At 59.8% G+C, this 16332-nt stretch carries 15 protein-coding genes and 2 riboswitches; of the genes, 5 read left to right on the plus strand and 10 right to left on the minus strand.

Going from position 1 to position 16332, the window contains the following annotated elements; genetic code table 11:
• Window positions 1-10 precede the first annotated feature (10 nt).
• A riboswitch (TPP riboswitch) is annotated at window positions 11-113 on the minus strand.
• Between the two features lie 54 nt (window positions 114-167).
• Both J2S62_RS02295 and J2S62_RS02300 read right to left on the minus strand, forming a co-directional pair.
• Window positions 168-1622 carry an MFS transporter gene (locus J2S62_RS02295; protein WP_310170883.1) on the minus strand — a complete coding sequence of 485 codons (1455 nt, stop codon included), beginning with the start codon at window positions 1620-1622 and terminating at the stop codon, window positions 168-170.
• A 91-nt stretch (window positions 1623-1713) separates the two neighbouring features.
• Window positions 1714-2802 (minus strand): agmatine deiminase family protein, encoded by a 1089-nt coding sequence (locus J2S62_RS02300; protein ID WP_310170886.1) that lies wholly within the window; start codon window positions 2800-2802, stop codon window positions 1714-1716.
• Between the two features lie 218 nt (window positions 2803-3020).
• Between J2S62_RS02300 and J2S62_RS02305 the strand changes: the two genes are divergently transcribed.
• Together J2S62_RS02305 and J2S62_RS02310 are read left to right on the plus strand one after the other, a co-directional pair.
• A complete protein-coding gene (locus J2S62_RS02305) occupies window positions 3021-4385 on the plus strand; it encodes an FAD-binding oxidoreductase (RefSeq protein ID WP_310170888.1) in 1365 nt (454 codons plus the stop codon).
• Between the two features lie 11 nt (window positions 4386-4396).
• Entirely contained in the window at window positions 4397-5329 is a 933-nt protein-coding gene (locus tag J2S62_RS02310; RefSeq protein ID WP_310170891.1) for a DMT family transporter, read from the plus strand.
• Here the strand turns inward: J2S62_RS02310 and J2S62_RS02315 are convergent.
• A complete protein-coding gene (locus J2S62_RS02315) occupies window positions 5326-6726 on the minus strand; it encodes an aspartate ammonia-lyase (RefSeq protein ID WP_310170894.1) in 1401 nt (466 codons plus the stop codon). The two genes, J2S62_RS02310 and J2S62_RS02315, sit on opposite strands and share 4 nt — an antisense overlap.
• 595 nt (window positions 6727-7321) lie before the next feature.
• Here J2S62_RS02315 and J2S62_RS02320 point away from each other — a divergent pair.
• Window positions 7322-8188 (plus strand): M23 family metallopeptidase, encoded by an 867-nt coding sequence (locus tag J2S62_RS02320; RefSeq protein WP_310170897.1) that lies wholly within the window; start codon window positions 7322-7324, stop codon window positions 8186-8188.
• Between the two features lie 16 nt (window positions 8189-8204).
• Here the strand turns inward: J2S62_RS02320 and J2S62_RS02325 are convergent, their stop codons facing one another.
• Window positions 8205-8684, minus strand: coding sequence for a MarR family winged helix-turn-helix transcriptional regulator (locus J2S62_RS02325; RefSeq protein WP_310170899.1), 480 nt, complete (start codon window positions 8682-8684; stop codon window positions 8205-8207).
• A gap of 144 nt (window positions 8685-8828) precedes the next feature.
• On the opposite strand from J2S62_RS02325, the gene J2S62_RS02330 reads away from it, so the two are divergent.
• Window positions 8829-10106 (plus strand): MFS transporter, encoded by a 1278-nt coding sequence (locus J2S62_RS02330; RefSeq protein WP_310170901.1) that lies wholly within the window; start codon window positions 8829-8831, stop codon window positions 10104-10106.
• Here the strand turns inward: J2S62_RS02330 and J2S62_RS02335 are convergent, their stop codons facing one another.
• From J2S62_RS02335 to hisD, 5 genes are all read right to left on the minus strand, one after another.
• A complete protein-coding gene (locus J2S62_RS02335; protein ID WP_310170903.1) occupies window positions 10107-11216 on the minus strand; it encodes a hypothetical protein in 1110 nt (369 codons plus the stop codon). It abuts the gene before it with no gap.
• On the minus strand, window positions 11213-11428 hold the full coding sequence (locus J2S62_RS02340) for a cold-shock protein (protein ID WP_310170906.1): 216 nt from the start codon (window positions 11426-11428) through the stop codon (window positions 11213-11215). The genes J2S62_RS02335 and J2S62_RS02340 overlap by 4 nt, the downstream gene beginning before the upstream one ends.
• 290 nt (window positions 11429-11718) lie before the next feature.
• Entirely contained in the window at window positions 11719-12087 is a 369-nt protein-coding gene (locus J2S62_RS02345; protein WP_310170909.1) for an RNA-binding S4 domain-containing protein, read from the minus strand.
• Window positions 12088-12093: 6 nt separating this feature from the next.
• Complete coding sequence (locus J2S62_RS02350; protein WP_310170912.1) at window positions 12094-12627, minus strand: flavin reductase family protein; 534 nt, start codon at window positions 12625-12627, stop codon at window positions 12094-12096.
• Window positions 12628-12665: 38 nt separating this feature from the next.
• A riboswitch (SAM riboswitch) is annotated at window positions 12666-12788 on the minus strand.
• Window positions 12789-12842: 54 nt separating this feature from the next.
• Complete coding sequence (gene hisD / locus J2S62_RS02355; RefSeq protein ID WP_310170915.1) at window positions 12843-14150, minus strand: histidinol dehydrogenase; 1308 nt, start codon at window positions 14148-14150, stop codon at window positions 12843-12845.
• 58 nt (window positions 14151-14208) lie between these two features.
• Between hisD and J2S62_RS02360 the strand changes: the two genes are divergently transcribed.
• Entirely contained in the window at window positions 14209-15819 is a 1611-nt protein-coding gene (locus tag J2S62_RS02360; RefSeq protein WP_310170918.1) for a mechanosensitive ion channel family protein, read from the plus strand.
• On the opposite strand, the gene J2S62_RS02365 is transcribed toward J2S62_RS02360, so the two are convergent.
• Window positions 15816-16331, minus strand: a complete 516-nt coding sequence (locus J2S62_RS02365) for an O-acetyl-ADP-ribose deacetylase (protein WP_310170921.1) — start codon at window positions 16329-16331, stop codon at window positions 15816-15818. The two genes, J2S62_RS02360 and J2S62_RS02365, sit on opposite strands and share 4 nt — an antisense overlap.
• Between the last annotated feature and the right edge of the window lies 1 nt (window position 16332).

Here is a 16332-nt window from a genome sequence, read left to right on the forward strand (position 1 = left end):
CACGCGGTGCGTGGAGAGTATGACGACTTCCTCCGCCAGTATGATCTGGTATCAGGTTCGAGGGTCTGCTTGCGCACTCTCAGCAGCTGGTGGCTGCTCCCCTGTCGATGCCTCTAATGTATCGCATGGGGTACCGTGCCGGGCAGTATGTCGCAGGCGGTGACGCGCTAGGCGGATTCGCGGCCCTGAGCGACGGCGGCTTGCGCTTGTCGGGTGCCGCGCACATCCACGATGGCTACCACCAGGGCGATGGATACCATGAACATGATGAGCCCGAAGGCCGCAATAAACGCCCAGTTCCACGACCACGCCGCGGCGACTCCGAATAGTGTTGAGGTGATCAGCGCGGTGCCCACCGAGGTGCCGACGCGTTGACCGGTTTGCATCACACCCCCGGCGACTCCCGAGACATGGGCGGGTACCTCGATCAGCGACAGGGTTTGGTTCGGTGACACAATAAAGCCTTGGGCCACGCCCAGCAGCGACAGTGTGAGCACGAGCCACCACACTGACCAGTCCCACAGCTGGACGCCCACCACGACGAAGATGGACGATGCCAGGGCGGTTAGGGTCACCGTCATGCCCCAGGCGACCATGGGGCGTCCAGCGTTGAGCACGTAGCGCCCGGCGATCTGCGAGGAAATCGACGTCGCGATGGCCGAAGGCACGCCAATCAGTGCGGCGCCCAAGGCTGAGACCCCGTGGCCGGTTTGCAAAAAGATCGCCACCGTGACCCACACGGAGGTCGAACCCGTAAAGAACAGTCCGATGAGCAAGGTCCCGTTGCGATAGGGCCGATTACGGAACAGGGCCATGTCGACCATGGGCGCACCGCCGCGGCGTTTATACCGGCGCTCCCACCAGACCCACCACGTAAGGATTGCCACTCCGGCCGGCAGCATGGCCCAGAAGATCCCGCCCTGATCGATTTCCAAAAACGTCCACATGACCAACAGGGTGCCCAGGGTAAAGGCTACGGTCCCGACCGGGTCCAGGTCGGGCTTGCCGCCGTGGGCCGCGGGGCCGGTGCGTTGCCAGGCTTCGGCCGGGAAGTGTCGGCGGGCAAACCAGATTGCGGCGGCAGCGATGGGGACGTTGACCAGAAAGGTCCACCGCCAGCCCCAATCGGGTCCGGCCAGGGCGATCAGCCCACCACCTAGGACCGGTCCTATGGCTACGGACACTCCCACGACCGTCCCAAACGATGCGAAAGCGCGAGCGCGGCGTGGCCCGTCGAAAAATTGTTGAATGAAGCCCACGGTTTGAGGGTTGAGTAGGCCTGAACCGAAGCCCATGACGAACCGAGCCAGGACCAGCATCAGCCCGTTGACCGCTAGCCCGGACAGGAGCGCGCCCAGCCCGAAGACGACCAGGCCGGCGACAAAGAGCCTGGCCCGGCCGAAGGTGTCACCGGCGCGCCCGGCGGCGACCAGCAGCACCCCGAAGGCCAAAGTGTAACCGGACAAGACCCACTGGATTTCACTGGTGGTCGCATCGAGGGATTCTTGCACTGAGGGCAGGATGACGTTAATCGAGGAGATGGACAGCAGCGACATGAAGACCGGGACCAGCACCACCACCAACAGGGCTCGCTGGGTTTTGGTCATCTGCTGCTTGGCCAATTACGCTCCTTTACCTGTCGTCGAGTTCAGGTTAGCGTGTTGGCCCGGTTCTCGCGTCGATTCGGGGCGGTTTGTCCCCGCTGGCTGAGCGTTATCGTTGTGAGCTGACGCGCGGCTCAGGCAGTGTGACGGCGCGCATGGAGGCACCGTGGTCGAATAGCGCCTGGGCGGTGAAGGGGATGACGCGGTGTTCGGGATACAGCGTGGCCATCAGCTTGCGTGCTTCGTCGTCGTGGGGGTCGATGAACCGCGGCATCAGGATGACGTCGTTGAGCACCAGAAAATCCAGGTAGCTCCAGTTGACCGGGCCGCGCAGATCCGAGTGGGTTTGCGGGGCTGGCATGTCGATGATTTCCAGGGGCCGCCCGTTAGCATCGTGGGCTTCGGAGAGGATCTCGCGCACGGTTTCGGTTACCGCGTGGTCGGGGTGTGTTGGGTCGGGTTGGTTGTGCAAGATGACCCGTCCCGGCGAGTGGAAAGCCACCACGTGATCGACGTAACCGCCCCACCCTTGTGGCGCAGCGCCGTGACATAAGCCCCGCGGAATCCAAATGATGTGGTCGAGCCCCACCTCGCGACGCAGTTCGCGTTCGACGGTGCGATGCGACCAGCCCGGGTTACGACGCTGGTCGGTCAGTAAGGCCTCGGACGCGATGGCCGTACCCAGGCCGTCGGTCACCCAGGAGCCACCTTCGGATACCATGACCGAAAATTGCCGTTCGGGGACGCTCTCAAAGCGGGCTAGGACTTCGGTCAGGGTGCCGGGAAGATTATCATCCAGCCCGTAGGACACCCCGGGAAGATGCCCGAAACCATTGAATGCAAAGTCGATCATTCCCAACACGCGCCGTGGACGGCGACCGCCGGTGTTGTGAGCTTCGCGCGAGACCACCAGGGTCGGGCCGGTGCGGCGCAGCGAACCGTTATGAAACGGCACCACGACGGTGCGCATCTTGGTGGATAAATACGAGTCAATGGTGTGTTGATCATCGGGATCAACCAGCAAGGTCACGGGGACAAACTGGTTGATGGTCTCTGCGAGGCGGATCCAGGCTCGTCGGGCGGAGGAGAGTTGCCACAGTGCCGCGTAATTGGCGGCACCGGCTCGTGGAAAGTTCATCCAGACTCGTCGAATTGGTTCGGTGTCGGCGGGCTTGAGCCACCGTGAACCTGGAGCCATGAGGCATACCTCCCTGTGAAGTCTTGGAAAATCCACCGCCACGCGGAGCACGAGCGCTGGGGTCATTCTACTAGGTTCTCTAAGGAAAGTCGTTCGCTTTCCCCACGGACAAGGGACGCACAACTCGGGGTTGACACGGCTTCCAACGCAACCGCCGCATCAGAGTAGAACGTGGTGGGCGACACAGCTAATGTGGTGCCTGACAGTAAAGGAACCGCATGCCCCACGAACAACTCACCGAAACGCTGGCCGAACTCACCGACCGACTTGGTGACAAAGTACTCGAGACCGGCCCCGAATTGGCCCGGTTGTCTCAGGATAGCTCACGGTATCAACCATCGCATCGTCCGCTCGCCGCCGTGTTGGCAACCACCACCGATGATGTCGCCATCGCGCTGCGCTGGGCTAACACCCACCGAGTGCCGGTGTCCGTGCGCGGCGCCGGTACCGGCCTGGCCGGTGGGGCGGTAAGCTACCCCAACGGCCTGATCATTTCTCTAGAACACTGTAACCGTATCCGCGACATTGACCCGGTGAATCGACTGGCGGTGGTGGAAGCCGGCGTCATCACCGCAGACCTTGATCGCGCGGTGCGTGAGCACGGGCTGTTTTTCCCGCCAGATCCAGCCAGTGTAGAAATTTCGACGGTCGGTGGCAATATCGCCACGAATGCCGGGGGATTGCGCTGTATCGCTCACGGGGTGACTCGAGACTCGGTCGCCGCCCTCGAAGTCGTCCTGGCCGACGGCACCATCATCAACACCGGCACCCGCACCCGAAAAAACGTCGTCGGTCTCGACCTCACGAGTCTCTTCGTCGGTTCCGAAGGCACCCTGGGCATCATCACCGCGGCCACGGTGCGACTCAAACCGATTCCGCCGGGCACTCCGCATACTTTCCGAGCCAGTTTCGATTCGATCCAGGCTGCCGGGCAGGCCGTCACCGAGATCGTCAACGGTCAAGCCCAACCGGAAGTTCTTGAGCTGCTCGATGCCCATAGCGTGGAAACCATCGAGGCGTTCTCTCCCTCAGGCTTGGACGTACCCAAGGCCGCAGTCCTCATCGGCCAGACTGTCGGAGATGATGCCGCTGAAACCGCACGCGCTATCACACAGGTGTGCACCGAACACGGGGCCGTCGAGGTCGCCATCGCCGAAAACGACGCGCTGTTAGCAGCCCGCCGCCTGGCCAATCCGGCACTGAGCGCTCGTGGGTTGCGCGTCTCGTGTGATGTTGGCGTGCCGATCGGACAACTGGTCGATGTGTTCCGTGGGATCGAGGAGATCGCGACCCAGCATGGCCGGGCGGTTTCGATCGTGGCCCACGCCGGGGACGGCAACCTGCATCCTATAGTTGAAGCCGGGGACTCCCACGACGAGTATCTCGCGGCCGAGGCCGTCATCGTCGATATTTCCAAACTGGCCGTGTCACTGGGTGGCACCATCAGTGGTGAACACGGCATCGGGGCGGTCAAACACCACGAGCTGCCCATCCAACTAGAGCAGGCTGTCCTCGATACGCAGCAGGCCATCAAACATGCGCTGGACCCGAACAACATTCTGACCCCGGCCCGAGCCATTTAGCGCAGCACACGATGATGTATGTGCTGCTCGGTGTGCTCATCGGGGTGTTGCTGCCGAACCAGTCAGCCATCAACAACCGGCTGCGGGCCTCGGTCTCCTCCCCGTGGGTCATGTCTGCGATCTCGTTTCTGGTCGGCACCAGCTGTCTGGCGGTATTGACCTGGACGACGGTGGGGACCGTGACCTTCGACCCCCGCTTATTCGCTACCGAGCCGGTCTGGCTGTGGTCCGGTGGATTACTCGGGGTCATCGGGATGACCACCACCGTCGTGTTGCTCCCCATTATCGGCGCGCTGTACTCGACCGCTCTGAATCTCACCGCCCAGGTCGTGACCACGATGATCATCGACCACTTCGGGTTCTTCGGCGTTGACATCTACCCGGCCAACGCCTGGCGACTGACCGGAGCAATCATAGTACTCGCCGCAGCCCTGCTGGCGGTTCGCGCCGGACGACCCAACCCACACCTGAACCAACCCACCCCGTCACCAATCTGGTACCTCGTCGGGCTGGCGGTTGGGGTCTGCTTTGGACTCCAAGTCGTCATTAACGGTCAATTGACGGGTGTATTGGGTTCAGCCATTCATGCCGCACTGATCTCGTTTGCAGTCGGACTGCTCGTGCTGGTTCTGCTGGTAGCCGTGACACGCTCATCCTTACGGATCCGCGTGCCAGCCGGGGAACGGAAAAACCCCTGGTGGATGTGGATCGGTGGCGCGCTGGGCGCGCTCTACGTTGCCGGCGTGGCATTTCTCGCGCCCCTTATCGGTTCTGCCCTCACCGTGGTGGTGATTCAACTGGGGTTGCTGGCCGGGTCCATGGCCGTTGACCACTTCGGACTGTTATCGGCTCCAAAGAAATCAGTCCGACCACTCCAAGTGATCGGACTGATATTCATGGGAGTGGGCGTTCTGGTGATGAACGCCCCCGAAATTTTAGCCTAGAGCGCCAGCGCCTCGTTGAGCAGCTGCTCAACCTGGTCACGGCTCAACAGACCTTTTGCAACGGCCAGGTCCGTGACTTTGGCCCCGGTCTCATTGGCTTCTACCGCCAACGCGGTCGCGGCTTTGTACCCGACGACGGGGGAGAACACGGTCGCCAAGCCAGCGGATCCTTCGACAACATCGCGCATCAATTGCGTATTGGCGGTAATTCCGGTGATGCACTTTTCGGTAAACATCGTGGATGCGTTTGCCAACAGAGCGATCGAATCGAACAGCCCGCGAGCCATGATGGGCTCAAAGGGGTTGAGTTCCAGCTGGCCGGCTTCAACAGCCATGCTGATGGCGGCGTCGTGCCCGGCAACTTGATAGGCGACCTGGTTGACGGCTTCGGCGATCACCGGGTTGACCTTGCCCGGCATAATCGACGAGCCGGCCTGGCGTGCTGGTAAATTGACCTCACCAAATCCACCGGAAGGACCCGACGAGAGCAGCCGCAGATCGTTAGCAATCTTGGACATGGTCAGCCCAACACGTTTGAGCGCACCGGATAGATCAGCAAAGATTTGGGTATCAGCGGTGGCCGCAATGAGATCCGGAGCAGACGAAATGCCGTTAATGCCGGTGATTTCACGCAACTGTTCAATGGCGCGCTCGCGGTATCCAACGTTTGCGTTGATGCCGGTGCCGATGGCAGTGCCGCCCAGGTTGAGTTCCAATAGATCAAAGCGCACCCGTTTCACACCGGTGGCTGCGCGTTCGATCATAGTGGCCCAGGCGCCGAATTCTTGGCCCAAGGTCATGGGCACAGCGATCTGCATTTGCGTGCGGCCCATTTTGACGGTCGAGCTGAATTCTTCGGCCTTGGCACGGAGCGCTTTCCGGAAGGTCTCGAGATTCGTCAGCAAGGTGCCGGTCATCTTATGCAGGGCAAGCTTCAGCGCAGAAGGATAAACATCATTGGTTGATTGACCCATATTGACGTGGTTCAACGGGTGCAACACGTCGTAGTCGCCCTTGGCATAGCCCAGGTGCTCCAGTGCGCGGTTGGCAATAACCTCATTGGCGTTCATATTGGTAGAGGTGCCAGCGCCGCCTTGGATCATGTCCAAAATAAACTGATCGTGCAGTTGGCCAGCAGTAATATCCTGAGCTGCTGCAATGATTGCATTGGCAATGGTTGCATCCAGTGCGCCGACATCGCGGTTCGCGGCGGCTGCAGCCTGCTTGATGATTGCCAGGGCTTCGATGAGCTCCGGGAACTGTTCGATGCGACTGGACGACAGTTGGAAGTTTTCTGCGGCACGAACAGTGTTGACACCGTAATACACATCGGTAGGCAATTCGACCGTGCCGATGAGATCAGATTCGGTGCGAAGTGGGGTTTGAACTTCAGTCATGACTCTCTTATCCCATGCCCGCTGCCGATGCGTGCTGCCGTAGGACGCTATCGTAGGCGGTTTATATACGAAGACCCGGGCACAGGATGCCCGGGCGAAAATGCATAGTCGCTCCGTGATGGGGAGCAGTGGTAGCGGATCGTTTCCGTTTCAGAGTCGTTACGCACGCCGTTGTGGGCAACGCCAGTATGCGAGTTGGTAACAGGCATACTGGCCTCATCATACAACCCCAAAGTCGTTTCAGCCGCATTGAGGTCACAATCAGCGAAGTTATCCACAGTTCGTGCTCACCTCGGGACCTCGCAAACCCATAAACGGTACCTTAGACCGCATCGCGACGGCCACTGAGGGCACCCCAGCTTGAGTTTCGCTGCTGGGCGAACCCTCGATGACGGGGTCGTGGTGATCGATCGAGACCAGCTGAATCGTCTGGTCACAGGCCTCTGCTCGTTGGGGCGTGCGACCCGCTTGAGACGCAAGTCACGACCGAGGTGGCAGCTAACGATTCAATATACCTGCGACGATACTTGAGGATTGGATATAACGAAATGATAACGCTACGATATAACAAGCTATTCAGACTTCCTCTTTTTTGGTGAGTACTACACTTATGCCATCTTCCGAATTTCCCTCTCGCCGCGCGCTGCGTGCAGCAGCAATCAAGAAAAAGCGCGGACGCAACGCTTCCGTCCTTACTGCAGGTGTCGCCGTGGCCGTCTCCTCGGCCGCTGTGACCTTCGGCGGTAATGCCGGTGACGGTAACCCGCTAGCTTTCGGGCAGACCGCAGAAGCAAATGCCGTTGAGCTCGACGCGACACCGCGTGAAACCTCGGTCATCCCAGCAGCTATTACCGGTGGCGATGAACGAGTCGTAGCCAAAATGACCAACGAAATGGCCGCCTCGCAGGTTGGCCTAGGCCGGTTGTACCAAGAAGGTGAAGGCGACGTTGCCGCCGGGCAGCTTGCAGTTGCTGAAGCACAAAACCCCCACAACGGATCGTTGAAATCCCTGCCAGGAAATCTGCAAATGATCTTCCCTGCTGACTCGACGCGGACGTCTTCGACCTTCGGGAGCCGAAGCAACCCCACCGGTGCCGGAACCCAGTTCCACGTAGGCACTGATTTCCCGGTACCAACCGGAACCCCAGTGAAGGCTACTGAAGCAGGCACCGTGGTGTTTGCGGGCGTGCACAGCACCGGCGGTCACCGCGTAGAAGTCGACCATGGTCACGGTGTTGTGACAGCGTACAGCCACAACTCGCAACTACGCGTCAACGTTGGTGACACCGTGGAACAAGGCCAGACTATCGCGCTGGCAGGCTCAACCGGCAACTCGACCGGGCCTCATATTCACTACGAAATCAAGGTCAACGATAAGTGGGTTGACCCAGAATACTACCTGCCTTCCCAGTCCACTGGGGGTGGCGCCAAGCAGCTCTATACCGTTTCCAGCGCCGACTAAGAACAGTCCGGTCCCATTACGGCAGCGGCAAGATTCGGCCAAGAAGCGCCCTGAGCGCGATATGATCGCGGCGTGACAAGGACGCTGTGAGATGTTCTTCCACCCGTCGGACCTCGAGCGCGGCTTGGGCATAGAGACGCCTGCCCGCTGCGGTGATTGCTAGGGTCTTCGCGCGTCGGTCGTGCGCCGCGGTCTGTCGGACCAGTAAGCCGCGTGCTTCCAACCCCTTTGTTAGGGAAACGACCTGGGAAAGATCCAGCCGCAAGAGTTGCGATAGCTCCTGCTGGGTCGGGGCGTGCCCATCGACGATAAACGCCAGCGTAGAGTACTGCCGCAGATCTAAGTCGAACTCTTGAATGCTGTTTTCGGTAGCGGACCGAAAGGTGTGCTCCAGCTGCGTGAGATAGAACAAAGCGTGGTCGCCCAACGGCGACTCTAACGCGGCGGCAACCGGCGCAAGCGGATGTCGTGGTCGCGGATTCGACTCTTGGCTCATCGTCCCTCTTGAAACCGTACGGATAGGTCTAGTTGATGAGTGTACTGACTGTGCAAGCTTCGAGGCGTTGTCCCGTCCGGTAAGCTGAGTCGAGATCGACGAGCCGTCCCCACGTCGAATGCTGAAGGATCTCGCGCCCACGTTATGTCTAGAACGTCTCACAACGCCTTGCCAGGCTGGCTATGGCTGATGCTAATCGCTGGTATCTTGACGCAGACGACAGCGAATCTCGTTCGACCGGTCACCAGTTATAAACTGATCCTACTGGGCTGGGGCGAAACGGAAATTGGGATCGCCACCGCCGCGTATGCCCTCCTACCACTGTTTCTCGCGCTGCCCTTTGGACGGTTGCAATCACGGCTCAAATCCCCACGAAACTTCGTAGCCCTAGGCATCCTCATTCTGACCCTCGGAGCCGCGTATCTTGCGTTGACGGGCAACGTCGTGCATTTGATGCTTGCTTCGGCCGTGTTGGGGATCGGCCATTTGATGTTTACCATCGGCGGGCAAAGCATGGTGGCACGTCGGTCGCGGGCCCCAGACATGGATGCTAATTTCGGGTGGTTTACCGCGTCATTTTCCGTCGGCCAGATGCTTGGTCCCTTGCTGTCCGGTGTCCTGCTGGGAAATACTTCGTTGACCGAGGCGCAGGCCGGAGGCGACGATCTCACCCACAGTATTAATCTAGCCCTGTGGATTGGTGCGATCACTTCGATAGTGGCGGTCCCGATCTTGTATACGCTGCGTGCTACCCACCCACCGGCACCGACCACGCAGACCCAAGACCTTGTCGTTGTCGAGGCCGGCGCGAAACCCTCGGTGCGTAACATCTTGAAACTGCCGGGGATAACGTCCCACATGTTTGCAGCGCTCGCGTTACTCGCGATTCTTGATATCTTGGTGGCGTTTATGCCGCTGGTCGGGGAGGCCTATGGTGTCTCTCCGATGGTCATCGGGGCGCTGTTGGCTATCCGAGGTGCCACATCGGTACTCTCGCGGATCTTTATTCGGCCGTTGTCCGCCAGGTACGCGCGCAATAATCTGCTTTTGGTAGCACTGTTGGTGTCGGCTGCCGCCATTGCTGTTGTGCCCGGGGTCGTGGGGTGGGGCGTTCCGGGCATGGTTGCGGCTTTTATTTTTATGGCCGTGGGCGGTTTCACGTTGGGTGTTGGACAGCCGATTACGATGACCCTGATATCGCAGGGTGTGCCGCGATCGTGGCGCAGTCCAGCGTTAGCCCTGCGATTGGTGGGTAACAGGGTGGGACAAGTAGTGTTGCCGCTGGCCGCGAGCCTGGTTGCGGGACCGGTGGGTCCTGCCGGTGGGATATGGTTTGCCTGCGCGATTCTTGGAATCTCTGGGGCAGAACGACTGTTGAATAAGCGCACCGGACCGGAACCCAATGCTGCCCAGGAGAACTGACTAGTGGTTGCGTCTATAGCGATTCAAGGCCCACCAGAGCACAGCTCCGATGCCGACGGCGCTTGTCAGTCCACCCAGTAGCCACCAGGAACGCTGACCTGAGTCGCGTTCTTGTGGCGCAGCACTTTCAACCTGGCTCCCGGTTGGTGTTCGGTCGGCATGGCCGGGGGACGACAATTGGGCTTTGATCGCATCGAGTTCGTCCTCAGAAATAGGCGGGAGCGTCTCAAGTTCGGAAGCTTGTTCATCTGCATCGCGGGGACCGGGCATGACCAGCGGTGAACCCCGATGCGATTGCATACCGAATATCTCGGGCAGTAAGTACCGCGGGCTTTCGGCGAGCGGGCGAATTTCACGAGGGCCCCGCCGTTCGGTGTCAGCGGCACTGAGGTCTTCTGACGGTGTCGTTGTGGCCGTTGGTGATGGGGACGGTGTCGATGCTGGTGGTGGAGCATAGGGCGTGGGCGGTGCGCTCGCGATCGGCGGTTGCGGGGTGGTGGGGGTGCTCGGCGTCATCGCCGGTGCACTGGGCGGTGTCGGAGAGGCCATATTGGGTGAAGGTGACCGTGACGGCGTCGGTTGCGGCGTGGTAGAAGGCGGCTCCGGTGGGACAGTTGGTGACGGAGAAGCTGTTTCATCGGGGGACTCTTCATCGGAGGACTCCGGAGAAGCTCCGTCGTTAGTCGGCTGTTCAGTGGTCTCCGATTCAGGCTCCTCCGGGATACCCGGAATAGCTACCTCGCAATATGTCCTTTGTCTGTTTTGTTCATCCCAGCCTTCGACGAGGACGAGAAGGTCCGTCTCGGAGCGAGGCACCACAATCGAGGTCTGGTCTATCCTGTCGAAATCCACGTGCTCATCGTCATCCTCGATGACTGCAAGATCTTCCAGTGTCTCCAGGTGTTCAGATTCGATCGTGACGGCGTCATCGGTTGTGTCGATGATATCGCAAGACATCTGGCCGCCCGGAGTCTCTTCTGCAGAAGGCTCCTCGGTCACCACGGATGAAGATGGGTCAGGAGACTCCGCCGTCGCGTACGCTGCACTGGCGGGCCCGAAGGCAAACAGGCCGATGGCCGCTAAGAAGCCCGCTCCAATGGCGAGCCTCATGACGCCGTAGAAACTTTCTGGGCGATCGGTCCGCGGTCGCTTGCGGCGATGACGTAGTGCACCTGCTGGCCTTCTTCAAGTCGACGGAAGCCGGTTTGGTCAATGCCGGTGTGGTGGACGAAAACATCCCCCGATGCGTCATCGGGGGTAATGAAGCCGTATCCTTTTTCGATATTGAACCATTTAACGGTGCCGGTCTGCCGATCAGACATGGATAAATTCTCATTTCTGGTAATCAGGTATCAACACGGGCCGACGTGCATTTTCTACCAGACCACAGGCTAGTGGATCACGGGCTTATTGGGAAACTCATTGGGCATACTTATAGATCAACGCAAGATTCACAACGTGAGATTTCGTCATGAAAAATCCCGCCGCCTGATGAAAGGGGTTCATCTGGCGGCGGGATTACAACATCACTCGCACCTTGAAGAGGTACCTCTAGTGTAATAAAGGTTATTTTAAACTATCCGAACGCCAGCTGTGAACTTCCTGGATGCTTTTATTGACTGTTGTATCCGCGCAACCGGTCGAGCTGTCGGCGTTCCTTCTTCGTCGGTCGACCCGTCCCGCGTTCACGCTTGGGGACGGCGACCAGGTGCCGTGGGATCGGTGCGGGGGAGTGGTCGATGTAGTGCTTGATGGCCACCGGGTATCCCACGCGTTTCTCCAACAGGCCGGTGACTTCGATGATCCGTTCGCGGCCGGGCTGGCGGAAGGTGATCGTCTGGCCAACCCGGAGTTTATGGGATGGTTTGACGGGTTCCCCGTCGACTTTGATTTTGCCGCCTTTGACCGCAGTACTCGCCGCTGAGCGGGTTTTGAACAGCCGCACAGCGTGGAGCCAGATATCGACGCGAACTGCATCCATGGCAGGTTAGTGGTCCCGAATATTGCGGAATTGTGATTTATGGAAGACCAGCGGTTCGTGAATGTCCGTGAAGTCCGCCAGGTTATGGACTTCTAAGAGGGCCACGATGTGGTCACCGGCGGGAAACTCACCGTACACCGAGGTTTCCAACCACAGCGCTGACTCTTCAACGAAGATTGCGTCGTCGTTGGTAGCGGTGTGCAGCCCGGCGAACCGGTCCGAGCCCTTGGCGGCCATTTGACGGGCGATCAGTCCCTGACCTTCACCAAGAATCGATACACCGATGCGGCGAGTCTCGCGCAGTAGCGGCCAGGTGGCCGAAGTGTTCTGCACGGCCACAGAGACCAGCGGTGGATCCAAGGAGACACCGACGGTGAATGAGGAAGCAACCATGCCCTGCGGGTTACCGTGCGCATCATATGAGGCGAGCGCCGCCACACCCGAGGGGAATTGCCCAAAGGCACTGCGTAGGGACAGCGGTGAAATGTCGTCGGTGAGCTTGGTGGTCTGCAGGTTACGGGCTTGCAAAGTTGAGGTCACAATCTTGCCTTCGAAGGTTGGCGCTCGAGGGCGCTCGAACGCTGTACTTGCCAGACACGGGGTCTTCCGTGCGGCCGAATCATCACCTGGGGCACCCCACTACAACGTGGGAGGGTTGCCGTCTTACAGCCAGGGCTAAATAGTCGTAAGAGCTCGTGATTCTGCAGATAAGACTAACCTATTTTGCATACGGGGCAAAGTAGAGATTGTCACATTTATTCAAACCGGTAGCGGATGGCTTCGGCGTGGGCGTGTAAGCCTTCTGATTGCGCCAGTCTCTGAATTCCGGGCGCCAACGGTTCCAGACCGGCCTTGTCGTAGCGGATGCGTTGCTGGAGGCGTAAGAACGAGACGGTGTTGAGGCCAGAAGAAAACCGAGCGGTCCCCGAGGTGGGCAGGACGTGGTTGGATCCGGCGGAGTAATCTCCCAGCGGAACCGGCGCATATGGACCCAAAAATACTGCACCGGCGTGCGTAATCTGCTCGAGTACCGCTTCGTTGTCTTTGGTTTGGATTTCTAAGTGTTCGGTGGCGATCGCATTGGTCACGTCGATGGCTTCTTCCAGGGTGCTCACGACCAGTGCGCCCGACTGTTGGCCGGTCAGGGCCTCCCGAATCTGGTCTTCCAACACGGCTCCGGGCACTTGCTGTTCTATCTGTGCCACGACGGCTTCGGCGAAGTCCATTGAGGTGGTGACCAAGACGGATGCGGCCAGCGGATCGTGCTCGGATTGCGAGATCAAGTCGGCCGCAACCCAGGCCGGGTTGGCGGTCTCATCGGCCAACACCAGGATTTCGGAGGGGCCTGCCACCGCGTCGATGCCGACCTTGCCAAAGAACGCCTGTTTGGCCGCGGCCACATACACATTGCCCGGGCCGGTAATCAGGTCCACGGGCTCACACACGGTTGCTCCGGAAGCGTCGCTGACACCCAACGCGAGCATCGCGATGGCTTGGGCCCCGCCGGTGGCATAGACCTCTTCGACACCCAGCAGTTTGCACGCCGCCAGGATGGTCGGGTGGGGGAGACCGTTGAAGTCGGCCTGCGGTGGCGAGGTGATGGCGATGCCGGGGACGCCGGCGGCCTGGGCGGGAACCACGTTCATGATGACCGACGACGGGTAGACGGCTCGTCCGCCGGGAACATACAGACCCACGCGCTGGATGGGAACCCAGTGATTCTCCACGGTGGCGCCATCAGCCAGCGGTACCACGGTGTCCGGGGGCAGCTGTGCGGCGTGGACTGCCCGTGCCCGGGCGATGGATTCTTCTAGCGCATCGCGAACATCAGCCTCGAGTTTCTCGAGGGCTTGCGTCATGGCATGCTCGGGGACGCGCAGGTTGTCAGGCCGTACCCCATCGAACTGTTCGGTGAAGTCTAAGACTGCTTCCGCGCCACGGGCTTTGACCTGATCAATGATGGGTTCCACGACGGCCGACGCATCAGAAATCTCGAGTTTGGCGCGCGGCATCACGGTTGCAGGATCAAAGGTGGTGGGGCGCAAATCGGTGATGTGAAGCATGCCTGTTAGTGTATCGGTTTTCAGGATTAGTTCAGATCGCGCTGAGAGGATGGTGCCTATGTTGCGTCACGAAACCGAAGAGGCCCCGGCTGACCCGTCCGAGGGGCCGTCAATGCCCAATGTTGAAGAAGCAGTTCCCGAGGATGTTCAAAACTCGGCATTAGAAAATATTGATTCGCTGGGCCCCATATTTGGTGCCAGCTTGAACATCGCTATTGGGGCGCTGGCGGGGTTCGCGTTGACGGCCGTGGTCGCCCTGGCCGCAGGCTTCGTGCTCCGCCGACGCAAACGCATGCGCTCGCATCTGAAGATTTTGTTGACGCCTGCATTTACCGCCATGGTGTTTCTTGGTGCTCGGGTCGGGTTAGAACTCTCCGGTCGGGATCTTCGACTCTATGACCTCTTAGCGTTCTTACTGTTGATCGGAACTGCCTCAGGGTTCGCCTGGTTAGCGCTTCGGGTCGTCAATGTTATTGAGCGCCGCGTGGAGCTGCAATATGACGAGGTCACCGCCGCCGATCGGCGTGGCCGCCGGATCAAAACCCAGATGCAACTTATCAAGCGGGTGCTCCATACGGCCATCATTGTGGTGGCCGTGGCAGCCATTCTGTTGGCGATTCCGCAGGTTCGGGCGTTGGGGGCCGGGCTGTTAGCCTCGGCTGGTTTGGTATCCGTCGTGGCAGCACTGGCTGTTCAAACCACCTTGACCAACGTCTTTGCTGGCATGCAGTTGGCGTTTACCGACGCGATCCGAGTCGGAGACGTCGTCGTGATGGATGACTACTACGGCACCATTGAAGACATCACAATGTCGTATGTGGTGTTGAAAATCTGGGACGGTCGCCGGATTATCTACCCATCGTCGTATTTCACAACCACACCGTTTGAAAACTACACCCGCACCGGCACTGAAATTTCCGCCGGGATCGATTTCCATGTCGACTGGCGGGTGCCCGTCGACGCGCTGCGTTCCCGGTTGCGCGCGCTGCTGGAGTCGACGGACCTTTGGGACGGACGCGATATGTCTGTGCAGGTGCTGGACATCGCCGGTGATCGGGCCACGTTGCGCGCCGCGGTGTCTGCCCGCAACGCGGGAGATCTATGGGATTTACAGTGCCTGGTCCGGGAAGACTTTATCCGATTCATCTCTGAACAGCACCCAGAGGCCATGAACATCATGCGCATTGAGCAGACGCCTCCGCAGCGGCTTGAGTCTCAGACTGAGCCCAAGTCCGAGCAGACATCGGAGATAAAGCTCAAGCGCAGCAGAAAATCCTGGGATATGAACTCAGCCCCGCAGATCGATAAAGAGAAGGTGCGTTCTTGGCAGCACACCGAGCCCCCGGTCGAAATTGGGGTCTTTCCGACCGTGCCACGCAAAAACGCCGACGGGCTGGTAAAAACCGACCCGGATACCTCGCCGGTGCCCCTGACCCAACCCTCAGAGGATGGCTCAATGTACACCGGTTCGGTAGCGGCCATTGAACGTGGCGCAGATATGGCAGGCCCCGGTGAGGATGCTTATCGTAGTCGTGCGCAACGCACCGACGAAACTGAACTCGAAGAGCACACCCAGGACACCGCCCACGAGGAGAAGCATCCAGACGAGCGCCCAGTAGATGAGCGCTCTGTGGACGATCGCCCAGACGATGAAGAGAAGCCTCGCTAGTCCGCGAGCTGGGCGTCGTAGCGGGCCTTCATCTCTTCGGAGAACGGGACAAATATAACCCGTTCAACCGCAACCTGATCGGCCATCGAACGGACGGTCTCTACGGCTACTGCAACGGCATCGTCGTGGGGCCAACCGTACACACCGGCTGAAATCGTCGGGAAAGCTACGGATTTGGCGCCGAGCTCATCGGCGACTTCCAGGCTGCGTCGATACGCACTGATCAGTTGATCTCGCCGGTCAATGGTTTTGGCATACACCGGTCCAACAGTATGGATGACCCAACGGGCCGGGAGTTTTCCCGCAGTGGTCGCCACCGCATCTCCGGTAGCGAGCCCGTCGGGCACGGTGGTGGCTCGCAATTGCTTGGTGGCAGCTAAAATGTCTGGCCCGCCGGCCGAATGAATAGCACCGTCGACGCCGCCACCGCCGAGTAAAGATCGGTTGGCGGCGTTGACGATTGCATCGACCTCGACTTTGGTGATGTCACCTTGTTGTACCACGATCTCCACG

It is taken from the genome of Enteractinococcus fodinae (assembly GCF_031458395.1).
Classification (GTDB): domain Bacteria; phylum Actinomycetota; class Actinomycetes; order Actinomycetales; family Micrococcaceae; genus Yaniella; species Yaniella fodinae.